The organism is Flavobacterium sp. KMS (assembly GCF_000813005.1).
Taxonomy (GTDB): domain Bacteria; phylum Bacteroidota; class Bacteroidia; order Flavobacteriales; family Flavobacteriaceae; genus Flavobacterium.
In genome coordinates this window covers 97,301-113,171 of record NZ_JSYP01000003.1, presented here as the reverse complement: position 1 = coordinate 113,171, position 15,871 = coordinate 97,301, and the positions used below count along the sequence as shown (strand labels likewise).

The following is a 15,871-nucleotide window of genomic DNA, read 5'->3' as shown; positions in this document are numbered from 1 at the left end:
ATTTAATGTAATTTCACATCCTGATAACAAACTTATATTGTATTACTTTAGTATGAAATTCATTTTAGTGAAAATATACTGTTCATAACACAAATTAAAACCTATCAACTATCTAAATATCAATAAATTACATTATTATATTTTACAATGGCTAACCATCAAAAAGATTTTTTATTTGTATTAATAAAGTCCCTTTCCAAATCCGAAAAAAGACAATTCAAGATTTTTGCTAGTCGATTAGAAACTAGCTCAAATACAAAATTTATCGAGCTCTTCAATATTTTAGATAAGTCTGAAAGCTATGATGAGAAGCTTATTTTGAAAAGCGGAATTATTAAAAAAGTACAATTATCAAACCTTAAATCGTATTTATACAAGCAAATTCTGGTTAGTATTCGGTTGAATATTCCTAGCCAGAACATTCGTTATCAGTTACGTGAACAAATTGATTTTGCTGCTATTCTTTATAATAAAGGGTTGTATAAACAGAGTTTGAAAATTTTGGATAAAACCAAACAGCAAGCTTTAGAGAATGACGAAAAGTATATGGCGTATGAAATTGTTGAGTTCGAGAAATTAATCGAGTCTCAATATATTACACGAAGTATTCAAGGTCGTGCCGACGAATTGGTTATTCAGGCCAAAGAATTAAATTACCGTAATACTATTTCTAGTAAACTTTCTAATCTTTCGCTACAGCTATATGGTATAATGCTAAAAACGGGTTATGTAAAGAGTGATGAGGAATATAAATACATCGATGATTATTTTAATAAACATATTGCCAAATTAGACGAAAGTAAGTTTGGTTTCCGCGAAAAATATTGGTTTTATAATGCCAATTTATGGCGTAGTTTCTTGGTTCAGGATTTCTTGGCAAGTTATAAATATGCCTATAAATGGGTTACGTTGTTTTACGATAATCCAAATATGATTTTCTTAAATCCTGTATTCTTTTTAAAAGGAAACCATTATTTCCTGGAGTCGCTGTATATGTTGAAATACAAATCTAATTTTAAGAAATACCTATCTTTATTAGAAGAAACCATTAATGATCCGCGTTTTCCTGTAAATGATAATGTGGCTTCGTTATCGTTCTTATATTTGTATAACAATAAACTGAACTATCATATTCTTGATGCGTCTTTTGCTGAAAGCGAATATTTAATTCCAGAAATATTAGATAAAATAAAACTTCATAGTGAGCATCTTGATGAACATCACGAGATGTTGTTTTACTATAAAATTGCTTGTATTTATTTTGGTAACGAAAAGTATAATGAATCTATATTTTATTTAGAGAAAATCATAAACAATAAGAATCTTACAATGCGTGAAGATTTAATGTGTTTCTCCCGAATATTATGCCTTATTGTTCATTATGAATTAGGGAAAGATTATTACTTAGAAAATCAATTGAAGAACACGTATAAGTTTTTATTAAAAATGAATGACTTACACGAAGTACAAAAAGAGATAATTAAGTTTTTAAAGAACCTAAATAACTTCTACCCTAACGATATTAAAAAGGAATTTATAAAGATGCGTGAGCGTTTTATCGAGTTGGAAAAAAACACTTACGAAAAAAGAGCATTTTTATACTTGGATATTATTTCGTGGCTTGAAAGCAAAATCGAGAATCGAAAAATAGCCGATATCATGAGAGAAAAAGCGAAGCTTATTAATAGATAAAGAGAAAAGGTTCTGAGGTACTAAGAAAATTTAAAAGATTTTAAACCTTTGTAACTTAGAACCTCAGAACCTTTGAGTCTATTTTATCTGCAATAACAGCATGTTGATGTTCCTTGCAAACAAACATCTCCTTTTCCTGGTGTATTAGATAGTACTCCTCCAGCTTCTCCACATAATCTATCGCATAAACCAATTGTAGGATTTACGTATGGAAGTTTAACACCTCCAAATATTAATTTTTGAGCGTTATTACTAATAATTTCAACATTTTTTAGGTTTTTTAAATTTTTCATAATTGTAATAATTTGATTTTTTCCTACTCTTTAGCTTTTCGGATTACGCTTTTTAATTTGCTAATAGATAAATGTTTAGCTAATCTAAATTATAAAAATAATTAACATAACATAATTAATTTGTAAGTTTTATAACAAATAATAGTTTTATAGTAAAAAATCTTAAATTATTCTCAATAAAAAAAGGCTTCCAATTTGGAAGCCTTTGTATAGGTTTTATGTAAATTCTTATTTTGTAATATTGAATTCAGAAACATAAAAATTGATATCTAATTTTAAATCTGTTTTTCCAGATTCTACTTTTAGATTACTCCATTCGGCAACTGGTTTTAACCAAGTTTCAACACCGTTTAGAGTAACTTTTATTGGCATATTAAATCCTGCCACTGCATTTGACCAACGATATGTTAAATGCTCTCCTTTAAAGTAATACTCTAATGTTGGGATCATCGTTGTTCTTAAATATTGATTAAATACTGGAGTTAAGTTTATTCCTGCTTCTTTACTCATATAATCTTCTATTTGTTGTGTCGTAACTGTTTGGTGATAAAATGTAGCATTTAATCCTCTTAAAATAGCTCTCCATTTTTCATCATTATTTACTAACTGACGTATTGTATGCAACATATTGGCTCCTTTTTGGTACATATCGCCAGAACCTTCATTGTTTACCTCATAATTACCAATGATTGGTTTGTCATTACGAATAACTTTTCGGCAACCTCTTACATATTCTGCACCAGCGTCTTTACCATAATAATATTCTACAAACAGGCTTTCGGAATAGTTGGTAAAACTTTCGTGAACCCACATATCAGCAATGTCTTTATAGGTAATATTATTAGCAAACCATTCATGTCCTGATTCATGAATAATGATAAAGTCAAATTTTAATCCCCAACCTGTTCCGCTTAAATCACGTCCCAGATAACCATTTTTATATTCATTACCATAAGTTACACTACTTTGGTGTTCCATTCCTAAATAAGGAGCTTCTACCAGTTTATAACTGTCTTCGTAAAAAGGATAAGGGCCAAACCAGTGCTCAAAGGCTTTAAGCATTCTTGGTGCGTCTTTAAATTGTATTTTGGCTTTTTCTAAGTTTTCTCTTAAAACATAATAGTTACAATCCAGATCGCCTTTTTCTCCTTTATATTTTTCTGAGAAATTAACGTAATCTCCAACATTTATGTTTACTCCGTAATTATTAATTGGGTTTGCAACGTACCAGTTATACGTTTTTGTACCGTCTTTTAATTTTTTTACGCTTTGCAAACGACCATTAGAAACATCCATTAAATGTCCCGGAACGTTTACACTAATAAGCATATTTTCGACTTCATCATACATATGATCCTTGCAAGGCCACCAAACGCTAGCGCCTAATCCTTGGCATGATGAGGCGATAAAATCATTGCCTTTGCTATCTTTTTTCCAAGTAATTCCTCCATCCCATGGTGGTCTTACCGCAACTTTTGGTTTACCTCCAAAAAATACTTTTATTTCTTTTACTTCGCCAACTTTTTGGCTTGCCGTTAATTGAACAAAAAAAGCATTTCCTTCTCTTTCAAATTTTAATTCTTTACCATCCTGGATAACTTTGTAGATATTCATTGGTTTTTGCAAATCGATTTGCATTTTGTTGTAATCCTGCAAAACGGTATATCGTATAGTGTTTGATCCCGTAATCGTACTATCTTTTGGATTTACTTTTACATCTAAATGGTAGTATTTTAAATCCCACCAAGCTCTCTCTTTGGTAATACTACCGCGTAAGGTATCTTGTCTTGTAAAGGCAGTTTCGGACTTATTGAGAAGCCCTTGTGCACTTGCGTAATTAAAAACAAATGCTGCGAAAAAGATAACGCTAAAACATTTTTTCATGAATTTCAGTTTTTGGATAATAGATAATTTTCTGGTATTAATTTTTATTTCAACAAATGTAACTAATCGAATTAAATTCGTGATAGTTTTCATTTTTAAAATTATTGAAATATTTAACTATTGTTATCTAAATTTTCTTGCTTATTTTAGCAAGATATAAAGCTATAATCCTAGTTATGAAGCTCTCCCATTTATTTTATTTTGTAGTATTTCATTTTTCATTTTTATCTTATTCTCAAAATATTCCTATTCATCGAATAACGAATGCTATTACTATCGATGGTGATTTATCCGATTGGAACACTCCTTTTATTGGCCCATTTGTTATACATGATTCTGGAGTAAAAGCGACTCAGGAAACGTATGTTTCTCTTTCTTGGGATAATGAAAACTTATATTTGGGGTATAAGAGTAAAGATTCTAAAATTATTGGCTCGGCTATAAATCATGATACTCAAATATTTAACACCGATGATTTGGTTGAGTTATTTCTGGATCTCGATGGAGATTCTGAAAACTATATCGAGATTGGTGTTAATGCTTTTTCAAGCAATTATGATATGATTATTCATTGTATTTCACCTTCTTGCGGTGGCTGGGATACCGATATTTCATTAGATATTACTGGGCTAAAAACCGCCAGTAAAATTAACAAAGACGGTTATGATACCGAAATCATGATTCCGTTTTCTAGCTTAACCGCAGTTAAAGATGCAGGTTTTACTGTTCCTATAATTGGTACAAAATGGAAAGGAAATCTTTTTAGAATCGATTATGGTAATGAAACCGAATATCAGGCAATTTCCCCTTATGACGGCTCACAATTTGGATTTCATCAGCCTGATCAGTTTAAGGTTTTTGAGTTTGTGGAGTAAGGGTAAAGGCACTAAGGTTCTGAGGCGCAAAGGGACAAAGGTTTTCCGTAGAGGCGCACCGCAGCACTTCTTATTTAGAGGTTCAGAGAGGCAAAGGTTTCTCGTAGAGGCGCACCGCAGTGCGTCTTAGAGACCTTTGTCAAAATTTTGAACTTTGACAAAGGTTGCTGTTCCCTATTAAACTACTTCTGACGTTTTTTTAGTACTTCTACAACATCTTCTATCTGGAAACCTTTGGCTTGTAATAAGATGAGGTAGTGAAAAAGTAAATCGGCGCTTTCGCTCAAGAATAAATCATCGTTATCGTCTTTGGCTTCGATAACCACTTCTATGGCTTCTTCGCCTACTTTTTGAGCTATTTTATTGATTCCTAACTTGAATAGCGAAGCAACATAACTTTTCTCTGAGTCGGCGTTTTCTCTTCTTGATTTAATAGTGTTTTCAAGATTGGTAATAAATCCGTAATTAGTTTTATTTTCTTCTTGCCAGCAAGTGTCTGCACCTGTATGACAGGTTGGTCCTTCGGGTTGTACTTGTATTAAAAGTGTGTCGTTATCGCAGTCGTTTTTGATACTTTTTAAGTGCAAAAAGTTACCGCTCTCCTCGCCTTTTGTCCACAATCGTTTTTTGGTACGGCTGTAGAATGTAACTTTTTGAGTTTCGATTGTTTTTTGATATGCTTCTTCGTTCATGTAACCAAGCATCAATACGTTTTTGGTTTCGCTATCCTGTATTATTGCCGGAATTAATCCGTCGCTATTTTTTAAGAAATCTATTTTCATTTTTTTATTTAAAGATTAAAAAAATTAAGAATTTAAAGATGATTTAATTTCATTAGCTTGAAATTCTTCAAATTTCTGTGTTATATTATATTTCAGTTCGATAAAAGGAATTTTAAGTCCATTCGCAGAAATACTTACTGGCGAACCGGATTCTTTAAAGTTCATTTTAAGCATTTTTCTTTTAATCGAATTAGTTTCTTTGTTAATATAATCTTCTGGATTTTTAAGATAAATGGTAACAAATTTTTGAGTTATAACTGCTCGTTCGGCAACAGCCATAACATCTGACCATGGTATTCTTCCTATTGAAACTCCCGATGAGTTATCGACTATTCCCATATTATCAATAATAACTCCCGGTTTTTTGTCTAATAATTTTTTTGTACAGAAATATATACCAAACAATCCCATTAAAGTCCCCAAAATAGAGGCTGTGTTTTTTATAATTAGATTATTAAAAATCGGATTTCTTACTTCGGGTTGATCCAATAGTATCCAAAGGCTTGCAACTAAAAATAGGATTGAAAAAAATAATAATTTTATCAATTTACCTTTACTCATTGGGATTTCTATTTTGTCTTTGTTCTGCATATATTGGTTTGTATTATAAATATTTCACTTAAAGCCTTACTTCAATATTATTATTTTTAAGCTCTTGTTTTAAGGCTTTTATTTCGATTTCTTTAAAGTGGAAAACGCTTGCCGCCAATGCTGCATCAGCTTTACCGTTTTTAAAAGTATCAACAAAATGCTGAATATTTCCTGCTCCGCCTGATGCTATTATCGGGATATTTACCAATTCTGAAAGTTTAGCCAAAGCTTCGTTTGCAAATCCGTTTTTAGTTCCGTCATTATCCATCGAGGTAAACAAAATTTCACCTGCACCACGTTGGGCAACTTCTACAGCCCAGTCGAAGAGATTTAATTCAGTAGGAACTTTTCCGCCTACTAAATGCACAATCCATTGATTGTTAATTTGTTTAGCGTCTATGGCGACAACCACGCATTGGCTTCCGAATTTTTGTGCTAAGTCATTAATTAACTGCGGATTTTTGACTGCAGAAGAATTAATAGAAACTTTATCAGCGCCATTATTCAGCAAAATTTCAACATCTTCGACAGATGAGATTCCGCCACCTACGGTAAACGGAATATTTATTGTCGAAGCTACTTTTCGAACTAAATCGATCAAGGTTTTGCGTCTTTCTTCGGTTGCCGAAATATCTAAAAAAACCAATTCATCAGCACCTTCGTCTGAATATATTTTGGCTAATTCCACTGGATCTCCCGCGTCACGTAAATCTACGAAATTTACCCCTTTTACAGTTCTTCCGTTTTTTATATCCAGGCAAGGGATTATTCTTTTTGTTAACATTTTTTCAATTTGTTAATTAGATAATTAGTCAATTAGATAATTTAAAAGCAATGTGAAAAAATTATTATCTAATTTTCTAATTGACTCATTATCCTCAATTATTTGCTAATTATGTAGTTCTCTAGTTGCTTCAATGAAATCCTACCTTCGTAAATTGCTTTACCTATAATAGTTCCTTCGCAACCTAATTCGGCTAGTTTAGGTAATTCGTCAAAAGTTGAAATTCCACCAGATGCGATTAGTTTTATTCCAACTCCACTTGATATAGCGTTGCAATTCTCTAAAATCTTAGCATACAAATCAAAACTTGGACCTTCGAGCATTCCGTCTTTGGCTATATCAGTGCATATTATGTACTGGATTCCTTTACTTTGATACTCTTTAATAAACGGAATCAAATCTTCATTAGAATCTTCTAGCCAGCCCGAAACTGCTACCTTTTCATTATTAGCATCAGCACCAAGGATTATTTTATCGGAACCGTATTCGGCAATCCATTTTTCGAATATTTCTCTGTTTTTTACTGCGATACTTCCGCCTGTTATTTGGTTTGCACCACTTTCGAAAGCAATTTTTAAATCCGCATCAGATTTTAATCCTCCTCCAAAATCAATTTTTAAACTTGTTTTTGTAGCAATCTCTTCCAGAATCTTATAATTCACGATTCGGCTCGATTTTGCACCGTCTAAATCTACTAAATGCAGGTATTCTATTCCGTGTGCTTCAAATGATTTGGCTACTTCTAGCGGATTTTCGTTGTAAATAATCTTAGTATTGTAATCGCCCTTGGATAAGCGAACACATTTTCCCTCGATGATATCTATGGCTGGTATTATTCTCATTGTTTTTTATTAAAAGATTAAAAGATTTAAAAATTTAATAATTTAAAGATTGTTGGATTTTTTCAATATTTAAATTATTAAATCATTCAATTTTAAGAAATTCGACAAAATCTGTTCTCCAATATCACCGCTTTTTTCAGGGTGAAATTGGGTTCCGTAAAAATTATTTTTCTGTAAAGCCGATGCGTATTCTACTTCATAATTTGTTGTAGCGATTGCTTCTTTGCAAAGTGGCGCGTAAAAACTATGCACTAAATACATATACTCGTTTTCATTAACCCCTGTAAACAAAGGCGATTGCAAATTATAAATATTATTCCAGCCCATTTGTGGCACTTTTACCGAAGGGGTGAATTTTATTACATCGACATCAAATATTCCCAAACCTTTGGTATTTCCTTCTTCAGATGATTTGCACATTAACTGCATTCCCAAACAAATACCTAAAACGGGCTGTTTTAAATTCGGAATTAGTGTATCTAAACCGCTTTCAATCAGCTTTTCCATTGCCGAACTTGCTTCGCCAACTCCGGGGAAAATAACTTTATCTGCCGCTTGTATTTCGTCAGGATTATTACTCAAAGTAGCTTTAAATCCTAATCTTTCGATTGCGAACATGATACTTTGTATGTTTCCTGCACCGTAATTTATAATTACTATTTTCATTAAAAAAGCTTTATGCTTTAAGCTTTAAGCCTTATGCTTACAGCCTATAGCGTTTTTACAACATTCCTTTTGTCGATGGTAAAATCATTTTCTCGGTATCTCTTTTTACGGCCACTTTTATTGCTTTCGCGAAAGCTTTAAAAATCGCTTCAATTTTGTGATGCTCGTTTGTTCCTTCAGCTTTAATATTAATATTCGCTTTGGCACCATCCGAGAATGATTTAAAGAAATGAAAAAACATTTCAGTCGGCATTTTTCCTACCATTTCACGTTTAAATTCGGTTTCCCAAACTAGCCAGTTTCTTCCTCCAAAATCTATTGCAACTTGCGATAAGCAGTCATCCATTGGTAAGCAAAATCCATAACGTTCGATTCCTAGTTTGTTCCCTAATGCTTTCGCAAAAACTTCACCCAGAGCAATTGCAGTATCTTCGATTGTGTGGTGCTCATCGACTTCAAGATCTCCTTTTACGAGAATTTCAAGATCCATTTGTCCGTGACGTGCAATTTGATCCAGCATATGGTCAAAAAATGCAATTCCAGTTTCGATTTTGCTTTTTCCTGTTCCGTCAAGATTCAGGTTGATATAAATATCAGTTTCGTTGGTTTTACGAGTTATCGAAGCCGAGCGTGCTTCTAGCTTCAAAAATTCGTAAATCGTCTTCCAATCAGTAGTTTGTAACGCAATTACAGGATCTAATTCTTCTCTTTTTGAAGCTACTTCTGTGCTCCCCAAACCTTCATCGGTATTGATAAAAATAGCTTTAGAACCTAGGTTTTTAGCCAATTCTACATCTGTTAAGCGATCTCCTAACACAAATGAATTTTCCAGATCATATTCTGGATTATCAAGATATTGAGTAAGCATTCCCGTTCTTGGTTTACGAGTTATTGCGTTCTCATGTGGGAAAGTTTTATCTATAAAAACGGCTTCAAAAGTAACTCCTTCGTTCTCAAACGCCTTCATAATAAAATTATGTATCGGCCAAAATGAATCTTCAGGATGAGAATCAGTTCCTAATCCGTCTTGATTAGTTACCATTACTAACTCATAATCTAATTCATTAGCAATTTTAGCCAGATATTGAAACGCTTTTGGATAAAACTCTAGTTTATCAAAACTATCCAATTGGTAATCTGTTGGTTCCAGAACCATCGTTCCGTCACGGTCTATAAAAAGTACTTTTTTCATGGTTTATATTTTTTTTTGACACTGATTTCAAGGATTAAGAAGATTTCTTTTAGTGAGGAAAAATTTTAATAATCCGTTTAATCTGTGAAATTCAATCTAACTCTTTGCGAAAGGAACGCGGATTATGCGGATTCGCTATCGCGAAAACACGGATTAAAACGTATTTTATTTTTGATTGTTTTTAAATCAGTTTTAATCCGCGGCTTTACTTTTGTAAATCCGTATCATCCGCATCCCTTTATAGACAATCTAAGTTAGCAACTCTTTCTCAAAGTCCTAAAAAATCTGTGGCCTGTTTTTTAGTTTAATAGCTTCAATGCTTCAATTAATTTTTTATTTTCAGCTTCAGTTCCAATAGTTAATCGCAAACAATTTTCGCATAATGGCTGAGTCGTTCTGTTTCTTATAACGATTCCTTTTGCAATAAGTTCATCATATCTTTTGTTGGCGTCATCTACTTTTACCAATATAAAATTAGCTTCGGTTGGATATATTTTCTCTACAAATTTCACATTAAGTAATACTTTAAGTAATTGCTCTCTTTGTGCTATAATAGCAGCTATTTCGGTATTTATTTTAGCGGTTTCTTTTAATCGTAAACCAGCTCTTTGTTGTGTTAGTTCGTTTACATTATAAGGTGGTTTTATTTTGTTTAAAACCGAAATTACTGCTGCCGATGCATAACAAATTCCTAAACGTATTCCTGCTAAACCATAAGCTTTAGAGAGTGTTTGAGTGATTACTAAATTAGGATATTCATCTAATTCGTTAATCCAGCTTTCCTTTTTAGAGAAGTCTATATATGCTTCGTCAATTACTACTAAACCTTTAAAATTCTGCAATAAAGCTACTACGCTTTCATCAGAAAATGAATTTCCTGTTGGATTATTTGGCGAACATAAAAAGAGTATTTTGGTATTGGAGTTAACTGCTTCTAATATTTGGTCAACTTTTGGTTGGAAATCTTCCGATAGTAAAACCTCTTTATTTTCTACATCGTTTATATTAGCCAGAACACTATACATTCCGTATGTTGGTGGTAACGAAATTATATTATCTTTTTTTGGTTCACAAAATGCACGAAATAATAAATCCAATACTTCATCACTTCCGTTTCCTAATAAAATCTGGTTTAGATTAATTCCCTTTTGCTTTGCTAAAACTTGTTTAACGTTATTTTGCTGTGGATCTGGATAACGATTTACACCATTTTCAAAAGGATTTTCGTTAGCATCCAAAAAAACCATATCGGCAGTATCAAAATCCTCAAATTCATCACGTGCAGACGAATAAGGTTTTAATTTTTTTACGTTATCACGTACTAAGTTATTTATATCAAAATTTTCCATGTCATTTTTTTAATTTATAGAGACAAGAGACAAGATTTATAGAAGCAAGAGAATAAATAATAGCCATTGGCTTTAAAAACATAGTATTGATTTTCTTTATTCTATTATATAGCTTTTACTCTATTTTTACTCATTATATAGTCTTTACTCTATTATCTTGTCTCTTTACTCTTTACTCTTTACTCTATTATCTTGCTTCTATTCTCTATTCTCTTGCCTCTATTTTCGCCAATCGCAAAGTCACTGCATTTTTATGCGCTTGTAACCCTTCGGCTTCAGCCATAACTTCGATCGCTTTTCCGATATTCTGGATTCCTTTTTCGGTTATTTTCTGAAAAGTCATCGATTTCATAAAACTATCCAGATTCACTCCGCTATAATTCTTGGCATATCCATTTGTTGGTAAAGTATGATTGGTTCCAGATGCATAATCTCCAGCACTTTCAGGCGTATAATTACCTATAAAAACTGATCCAGCATTATATATTCCATCTACATAAAAATCCTCATCATTAGTACAAATAATAAAGTGTTCTGGACCATATTCATTAATTAACTGAAGCGCAATAGTACTATTTTCAACAAATATTAATTTTGAATTTGCAATTGCTTTTTCGGCTATTGCTTTTCTTGGTAAAACAGCAATTTGCGATTGAATTTCTCTTTCTACAGCATCAATCAGAATTTTTGAAGTCGAAACTAATATTACCTGACTATCCGTTCCGTGTTCTGCTTGCGATAACAAATCAGAAGCTACAAAGGCTGGAACGGCGCTATCATCGGCAACTACCAATAATTCTGATGGACCTGCTGGCATATCTATCGCAACTCCAAACTGTGTTGCCAGTTGTTTAGCTACGGTTACAAACTGATTTCCTGGACCAAATATTTTATACACTTTAGGAATTGTTTCTGTACCAAATGTCATTCCGGCAATAGCTTGGATTCCTCCTACTTTTATAATTTTAGTTACTCCGCATAAATTTGCAGCATACAAAATAGCTGGATTTATTTTTCCGTTTTTATCTGGTGGAGAACACAAAACTATTTCATTACAACCAGCAATTGCAGCTGGAACTGCAAGCATTAAAACAGTTGAGAACAAAGGCGCTGTTCCTCCCGGAATGTACAAACCAATTTTTTGAATTGGTCTTTTTTCTTGCCAGCAATTTACACCTTCAGTAGTTTCGATTGTGATTCTTTCGGTTTTTTGTGCCGAGTGAAACTTGTAAATATTGCTTTTTGCTAACTGAATGGCTTCTTTAAGTTCATCAGATATCAAAGCAATTGCTTCGTTTATTTCTTCTTGCGAAACTTCATTGGTATCTAAGACAATTCCATCAAATATCGAAGTGTATTTAGAAACTGCTTCGTCTCCTTTTTTTTGTACTTCTTTAAAAATTTCTTTAACCGTAGTTTCGATATCATCGATGGTTTTGGTTGGTCTTTTTAATATTTCCGACCAAGTCTCGGGTGTTGGGTTATATATCTTGTTCATTTTTTTTTTATGCTTTAAGCTTTAGGCTCTAAGCCATAAGCTTTATTAAGTTTGTGTTGTATTTTTTTGGGCTAAAAGCATATTGCCTAAAGCCTAATGCGAGCGAAGCTCTAAAGAACCATTTTTTCGATTGGACAAACCAAAATTCCTTCGGCACCAACATCTTTTAGTTTATCTATTACATCCCAAAAAGTGTCTTTATCGATTACGGAGTGTACACTACTCCACCCTTCCTGCGCTAATGGCAATACGGTAAGGCTTCGTAAAACAGGAAGTATTTTACCCACTTCTTCGATTTTATCATTCGGAATATTCATCAATATATATCTTGATTTTCTAGCTCTAAGAACCGATTCTATCCTGAATTTTAAAGTGTCGATTAGTTTCTGATTTTCAGGATTTATCTTAGGAGAAACGGCTAGAACGGCCTCGCTTTTTAAGATTATTTCTACCTCTTTCAGGTTATTTTTAAACAAGGTGCTTCCGCTTGAAACAATATCAACAATTGCATCTGCAAGACCTATGTTTGGAGCAATCTCTACTGATCCTGATATTTGGTGAATGTCTACCGATAATCCAAAAGAATTAAAATATTCGTTAACAGTGTTAGGATATGAAGTTGCAATACGCAAACCGTCAAGGTCTTTTATAGAATTGTATTCGAAGGCTTTAGGAACTGCAACAGAAACTTTGCATTTTGAGAATCCTAATTTTTGTGCAATCTGAATGCCTTTTCCTTTCTCAACCAATAAATTATCTCCAACAATGGCTGCGTCTACAACACCATCGATTAAGTATTGTGGAATATCTGAATTTCTTAGGAATAAAACTTCTAACGGGAAATTAGTCGCTTCGGCTTTTAATTGATCGTTTCCATTATCTATCGAAATTCCGCAATCTTTTAAGATTTGAATGCTTTCTTCGTTTAAACGACCTGACTTTTGAATTGCAATTTTTAAAGTACTCATTTTAGTTTTTTGGTTTAAATTAATAGTCTGAGTACAAAGAATTGGGTATAAAAAAACCCGTTTGATGTACTCAAACGGGTTTTTAAAATATGATGATTTACACGCATACCATTAACACATCGCTTGAGGGCAATAATGAAAATGATGATGATGTAATTGAATTAATAACATAACTAGAATTGTTTTTTTTCTTTGTTTCGTTTGCAAATATACTAGATTAATTAATTAAAAAGCAATTTTTAATTTAACTTAAAATGACTTTATTGTTAAATTACCTAATTCTATCCCGTTTATATAGGGAAATATTGCTATTTATTTAATGAAATTTGTGTTTTGTTTAGTCCGTTTTGTTTTTGTAAAAACCAAGTTTTAATGTCGTTCCTTCGTTTAATTTACTGGACACAGAAATTGTAATATCTAATAATAAACTTAATTTTTTTACAATAGACAAACCTAGTCCCATTCCGTTAATATCGGGATGTAGCTCTGAATGTGAACGGAAAAATTGGTCAAATACTTTTTGTAAATCATCCGATGTAATTCCTATTCCGGAATCGATTATTTGGCATTCAACACCATCAGGAGTTTCAGCAACTATAATACTGACTTTACCATTTTCATGAGAATATTTGATAGCATTTGAAATTAAATTATTCATAATTATCGAAAGCAAATAGCGATCAGTATCCAGACAATAATCTTTTTTAAATTCTGTAACAATATGAATATTTTTAGATTGTATATTACTTGAATACTGCGAAATTGTATCTAAAATTAAAGCATTTAAATATACTTTTTCGATATGCAAACTTTGCTTTTGATTTTCGAATCGTGCCAATAATAACAATTGATCTACCAGGGTATTTAATCGATCGACTTCAGTAATACAAAAATTTATTTTCTCCTGATATTCATTATTATTACGAGGTTTACGTATTAAAACTTCAAGTGTTCCTTTAATAATAGTTAATGGTGTTCTTAATTCATGAGACGCATAAGATGTAAACTGTTTTTCTCTCTCTACAGCATTTTCTAGTCTGTCTAATAAGCTATTTATTGTTTTTGATAATACATGTAATTCATCTCGATTTACTGGTAGCGGAATCCTGGTTTTTAAATTGTCTTTGGTAATAATATTCGAGGTTTCAATAATAGTATTAATTGGTTTTATACTTCTTCCTGCAAAGAATCTTGCTATAAAAAACAATAATATCAAAATAAGAGGAAACGCTACAACCAGTATATAAAATAAGTTGTCGAGTACCAACGTAGAATCTGTTAATGACATGGCGATCATTAAATATCCTATTTTCTTTTGATTTACATAAATAGGAACCTGAATTTGTCTGATAATATTATCAAGTAACTTGGTATTAAACAATTCAAAATTTTCTTTTTGGCTATGAAACGTTAGTGTTTCAAGTTTTAAATTGGGAGATTTCTCTATAATTTTTCCATTTACATCTAAGAACTGAACAAAAACCGGATTTACATCGACAGTATTATGTTCGCGTTCATTCCATTCTTCTACATCTATTAAAGTCAATATCCCATTTTTGACTTTAATTTCATCTAAATGATTTTTAATTTCAACGATGATATCATTATCTATATGGCTGTAAACACTTTGTTTTACAATAGAATAAATAGTAAAAAAGACCACAAAAATTAATAATGCGGTAATAATTATATAATTAAAAGCGATTCTGTTTTTAAACGAAAATTGTAGCATTTTTTAGTCGTTTGCGATGTAACCAATACCTCGAATTGTTTTTATGTAATCTTCCTCGATTTTTAAATTCAGCTTTTTTCTAATAGCATTCATAAAAACATCAATAACGCTAGTGTCGTATTCAAAATTTATTTGCCATACATCTTGCAAAATCTGATTTCGTGTACACACTTTACCTTTATTCTTAACCAAATACGTTAGCAATTCAAACTCACGTTGAGTAAGCGAAACTGCTGTGTTATTTGTCATAACGGTGTGTTGCGCCAAATTAATTTGGATTGCTCCAAGTGTGAGTATTTCGGGGGTTTTCTGGTTTCTGAAATGAATTTTAATTCGTTCGACCAACTCTTCAAAACTAAATGGCTTTTTTATATAATCATTTGCCCCAGCTTTTAATCCTTCAACGGTTTCAAGAATAGTATCTTTTGCTGTTAAAAAAATGATTGGTGTTGTAGTATCTTTTATTCTAATGGCTTTACATAAATCTATTCCAGTGATTTTAGGAAGCATCCAATCGAGTAAAATTAAATCAAATTTTTGTTTCTGAATTAATTCAAAACCAGCCAATCCATCTGATGCTGTAGTAATTTGGTATCCTTCTTCTTCTAAACCTTGCTGAAGAAATTGTACAATACCAGCTTCATCTTCGACTATTAAAATATGCATTTTTTAATTTGTTATATATTCTAAAATTGATACGATTCTCTAAATAATATTTATCTA

At 32.0% G+C, this 15,871-nt stretch carries 15 protein-coding genes; 2 read left to right on the top strand and 13 right to left on the bottom strand.

The annotated features are described in order from the left end of the window. Positions 1 to 147: 147 nt before the first annotated feature. Positions 148 to 1,692, top strand: a complete 1,545-nt coding sequence (locus tag OA93_RS04915) for a hypothetical protein (RefSeq protein ID WP_039112026.1) — start codon at positions 148 to 150, stop codon at positions 1,690 to 1,692. Between the two features lie 83 nt (positions 1,693 to 1,775). Here OA93_RS04915 and OA93_RS04910 read toward each other — a convergent pair whose 3' ends face one another. Together OA93_RS04910 and OA93_RS04905 are read right to left on the bottom strand one after the other, a co-directional pair. Then, positions 1,776 to 1,985, bottom strand: coding sequence for a hypothetical protein (locus tag OA93_RS04910; RefSeq protein WP_039112025.1), 210 nt, complete (start codon positions 1,983 to 1,985; stop codon positions 1,776 to 1,778). A gap of 228 nt (positions 1,986 to 2,213) precedes the next feature. Next, positions 2,214 to 3,869 carry a M1 family metallopeptidase gene (locus OA93_RS04905; protein ID WP_039112155.1) on the bottom strand — a complete coding sequence of 552 codons (1,656 nt, stop codon included), beginning with the start codon at positions 3,867 to 3,869 and terminating at the stop codon, positions 2,214 to 2,216. Between the two features lie 176 nt (positions 3,870 to 4,045). Between OA93_RS04905 and OA93_RS04900 the strand changes: the two genes are divergently transcribed. Then, positions 4,046 to 4,744 (top strand): carbohydrate-binding family 9-like protein, encoded by a 699-nt coding sequence (locus OA93_RS04900; protein ID WP_039112024.1) that lies wholly within the window; start codon positions 4,046 to 4,048, stop codon positions 4,742 to 4,744. 182 nt (positions 4,745 to 4,926) lie between these two features. On the opposite strand, the gene hisIE is transcribed toward OA93_RS04900, so the two are convergent. The 11 genes from hisIE to OA93_RS04845 form a co-directional block, all read right to left on the bottom strand. Continuing rightward, complete coding sequence (hisIE, locus tag OA93_RS04895; RefSeq protein ID WP_039112023.1) at positions 4,927 to 5,526, bottom strand: bifunctional phosphoribosyl-AMP cyclohydrolase/phosphoribosyl-ATP diphosphatase HisIE; 600 nt, start codon at positions 5,524 to 5,526, stop codon at positions 4,927 to 4,929. Between the two features lie 24 nt (positions 5,527 to 5,550). Next, positions 5,551 to 6,117 (bottom strand): STM3941 family protein, encoded by a 567-nt coding sequence (locus OA93_RS04890; protein WP_039112022.1) that lies wholly within the window; start codon positions 6,115 to 6,117, stop codon positions 5,551 to 5,553. Between the two features lie 28 nt (positions 6,118 to 6,145). Next, entirely contained in the window at positions 6,146 to 6,901 is a 756-nt protein-coding gene (gene hisF / locus OA93_RS04885) for an imidazole glycerol phosphate synthase subunit HisF (RefSeq protein WP_039112021.1), read from the bottom strand. 98 nt (positions 6,902 to 6,999) lie between these two features. After that, positions 7,000 to 7,743, bottom strand: coding sequence for a 1-(5-phosphoribosyl)-5-[(5-phosphoribosylamino)methylideneamino]imidazole-4-carboxamide isomerase (hisA, locus tag OA93_RS04880; RefSeq protein ID WP_039112020.1), 744 nt, complete (start codon positions 7,741 to 7,743; stop codon positions 7,000 to 7,002). 69 nt (positions 7,744 to 7,812) lie between these two features. After that, positions 7,813 to 8,409: an imidazole glycerol phosphate synthase subunit HisH gene (gene hisH / locus OA93_RS04875; RefSeq protein ID WP_039112019.1), complete on the bottom strand. Its 597-nt coding sequence runs from the start codon at positions 8,407 to 8,409 to the stop codon at positions 7,813 to 7,815. 55 nt (positions 8,410 to 8,464) lie between these two features. Further along, positions 8,465 to 9,601 carry a bifunctional histidinol-phosphatase/imidazoleglycerol-phosphate dehydratase HisB gene (hisB, locus tag OA93_RS04870; protein ID WP_039112018.1) on the bottom strand — a complete coding sequence of 379 codons (1,137 nt, stop codon included), beginning with the start codon at positions 9,599 to 9,601 and terminating at the stop codon, positions 8,465 to 8,467. A gap of 299 nt (positions 9,602 to 9,900) precedes the next feature. Next, on the bottom strand, positions 9,901 to 10,950 hold the full coding sequence (gene hisC / locus OA93_RS04865) for a histidinol-phosphate transaminase (protein WP_039112017.1): 1,050 nt from the start codon (positions 10,948 to 10,950) through the stop codon (positions 9,901 to 9,903). Between the two features lie 205 nt (positions 10,951 to 11,155). After that, positions 11,156 to 12,448: a histidinol dehydrogenase gene (gene hisD, locus OA93_RS04860; RefSeq protein ID WP_039112016.1), complete on the bottom strand. Its 1,293-nt coding sequence runs from the start codon at positions 12,446 to 12,448 to the stop codon at positions 11,156 to 11,158. A gap of 110 nt (positions 12,449 to 12,558) precedes the next feature. Further along, positions 12,559 to 13,416, bottom strand: a complete 858-nt coding sequence (hisG, locus tag OA93_RS04855; RefSeq protein ID WP_039112015.1) for an ATP phosphoribosyltransferase — start codon at positions 13,414 to 13,416, stop codon at positions 12,559 to 12,561. Between the two features lie 337 nt (positions 13,417 to 13,753). Further along, positions 13,754 to 15,148, bottom strand: a complete 1,395-nt coding sequence (locus OA93_RS04850) for a HAMP domain-containing sensor histidine kinase (RefSeq protein WP_039112014.1) — start codon at positions 15,146 to 15,148, stop codon at positions 13,754 to 13,756. A 3-nt stretch (positions 15,149 to 15,151) separates the two neighbouring features. After that, positions 15,152 to 15,814 carry a response regulator transcription factor gene (locus tag OA93_RS04845; protein WP_039112013.1) on the bottom strand — a complete coding sequence of 221 codons (663 nt, stop codon included), beginning with the start codon at positions 15,812 to 15,814 and terminating at the stop codon, positions 15,152 to 15,154. Positions 15,815 to 15,871: the final 57 nt, after the last annotated feature.

Coding starts and splice junctions, on each gene's coding strand:
- hisA (WP_039112020.1), bottom strand. CDS start 7,743: ATGAGAATAATACCAGCCATAGATATCATCGAGGGAAAATGTGTTCGC.
- OA93_RS04900 (WP_039112024.1), top strand. CDS start 4,046: ATGAAGCTCTCCCATTTATTTTATTTTGTAGTATTTCATTTTTCATTT.
- hisB (WP_039112018.1), bottom strand. CDS start 9,601: ATGAAAAAAGTACTTTTTATAGACCGTGACGGAACGATGGTTCTGGAA.
- hisC (WP_039112017.1), bottom strand. CDS start 10,950: ATGGAAAATTTTGATATAAATAACTTAGTACGTGATAACGTAAAAAAA.
- OA93_RS04905 (WP_039112155.1), bottom strand. CDS start 3,869: ATGAAAAAATGTTTTAGCGTTATCTTTTTCGCAGCATTTGTTTTTAAT.
- hisIE (WP_039112023.1), bottom strand. CDS start 5,526: ATGAAAATAGATTTCTTAAAAAATAGCGACGGATTAATTCCGGCAATA.
- OA93_RS04915 (WP_039112026.1), top strand. CDS start 148: ATGGCTAACCATCAAAAAGATTTTTTATTTGTATTAATAAAGTCCCTT.
- OA93_RS04910 (WP_039112025.1), bottom strand. CDS start 1,985: ATGAAAAATTTAAAAAACCTAAAAAATGTTGAAATTATTAGTAATAAC.
- OA93_RS04890 (WP_039112022.1), bottom strand. CDS start 6,117: ATGCAGAACAAAGACAAAATAGAAATCCCAATGAGTAAAGGTAAATTG.
- hisH (WP_039112019.1), bottom strand. CDS start 8,409: ATGAAAATAGTAATTATAAATTACGGTGCAGGAAACATACAAAGTATC.
- hisG (WP_039112015.1), bottom strand. CDS start 13,416: ATGAGTACTTTAAAAATTGCAATTCAAAAGTCAGGTCGTTTAAACGAA.
- hisF (WP_039112021.1), bottom strand. CDS start 6,901: ATGTTAACAAAAAGAATAATCCCTTGCCTGGATATAAAAAACGGAAGA.
- OA93_RS04845 (WP_039112013.1), bottom strand. CDS start 15,814: ATGCATATTTTAATAGTCGAAGATGAAGCTGGTATTGTACAATTTCTT.
- OA93_RS04850 (WP_039112014.1), bottom strand. CDS start 15,148: ATGCTACAATTTTCGTTTAAAAACAGAATCGCTTTTAATTATATAATT.
- hisD (WP_039112016.1), bottom strand. CDS start 12,448: ATGAACAAGATATATAACCCAACACCCGAGACTTGGTCGGAAATATTA.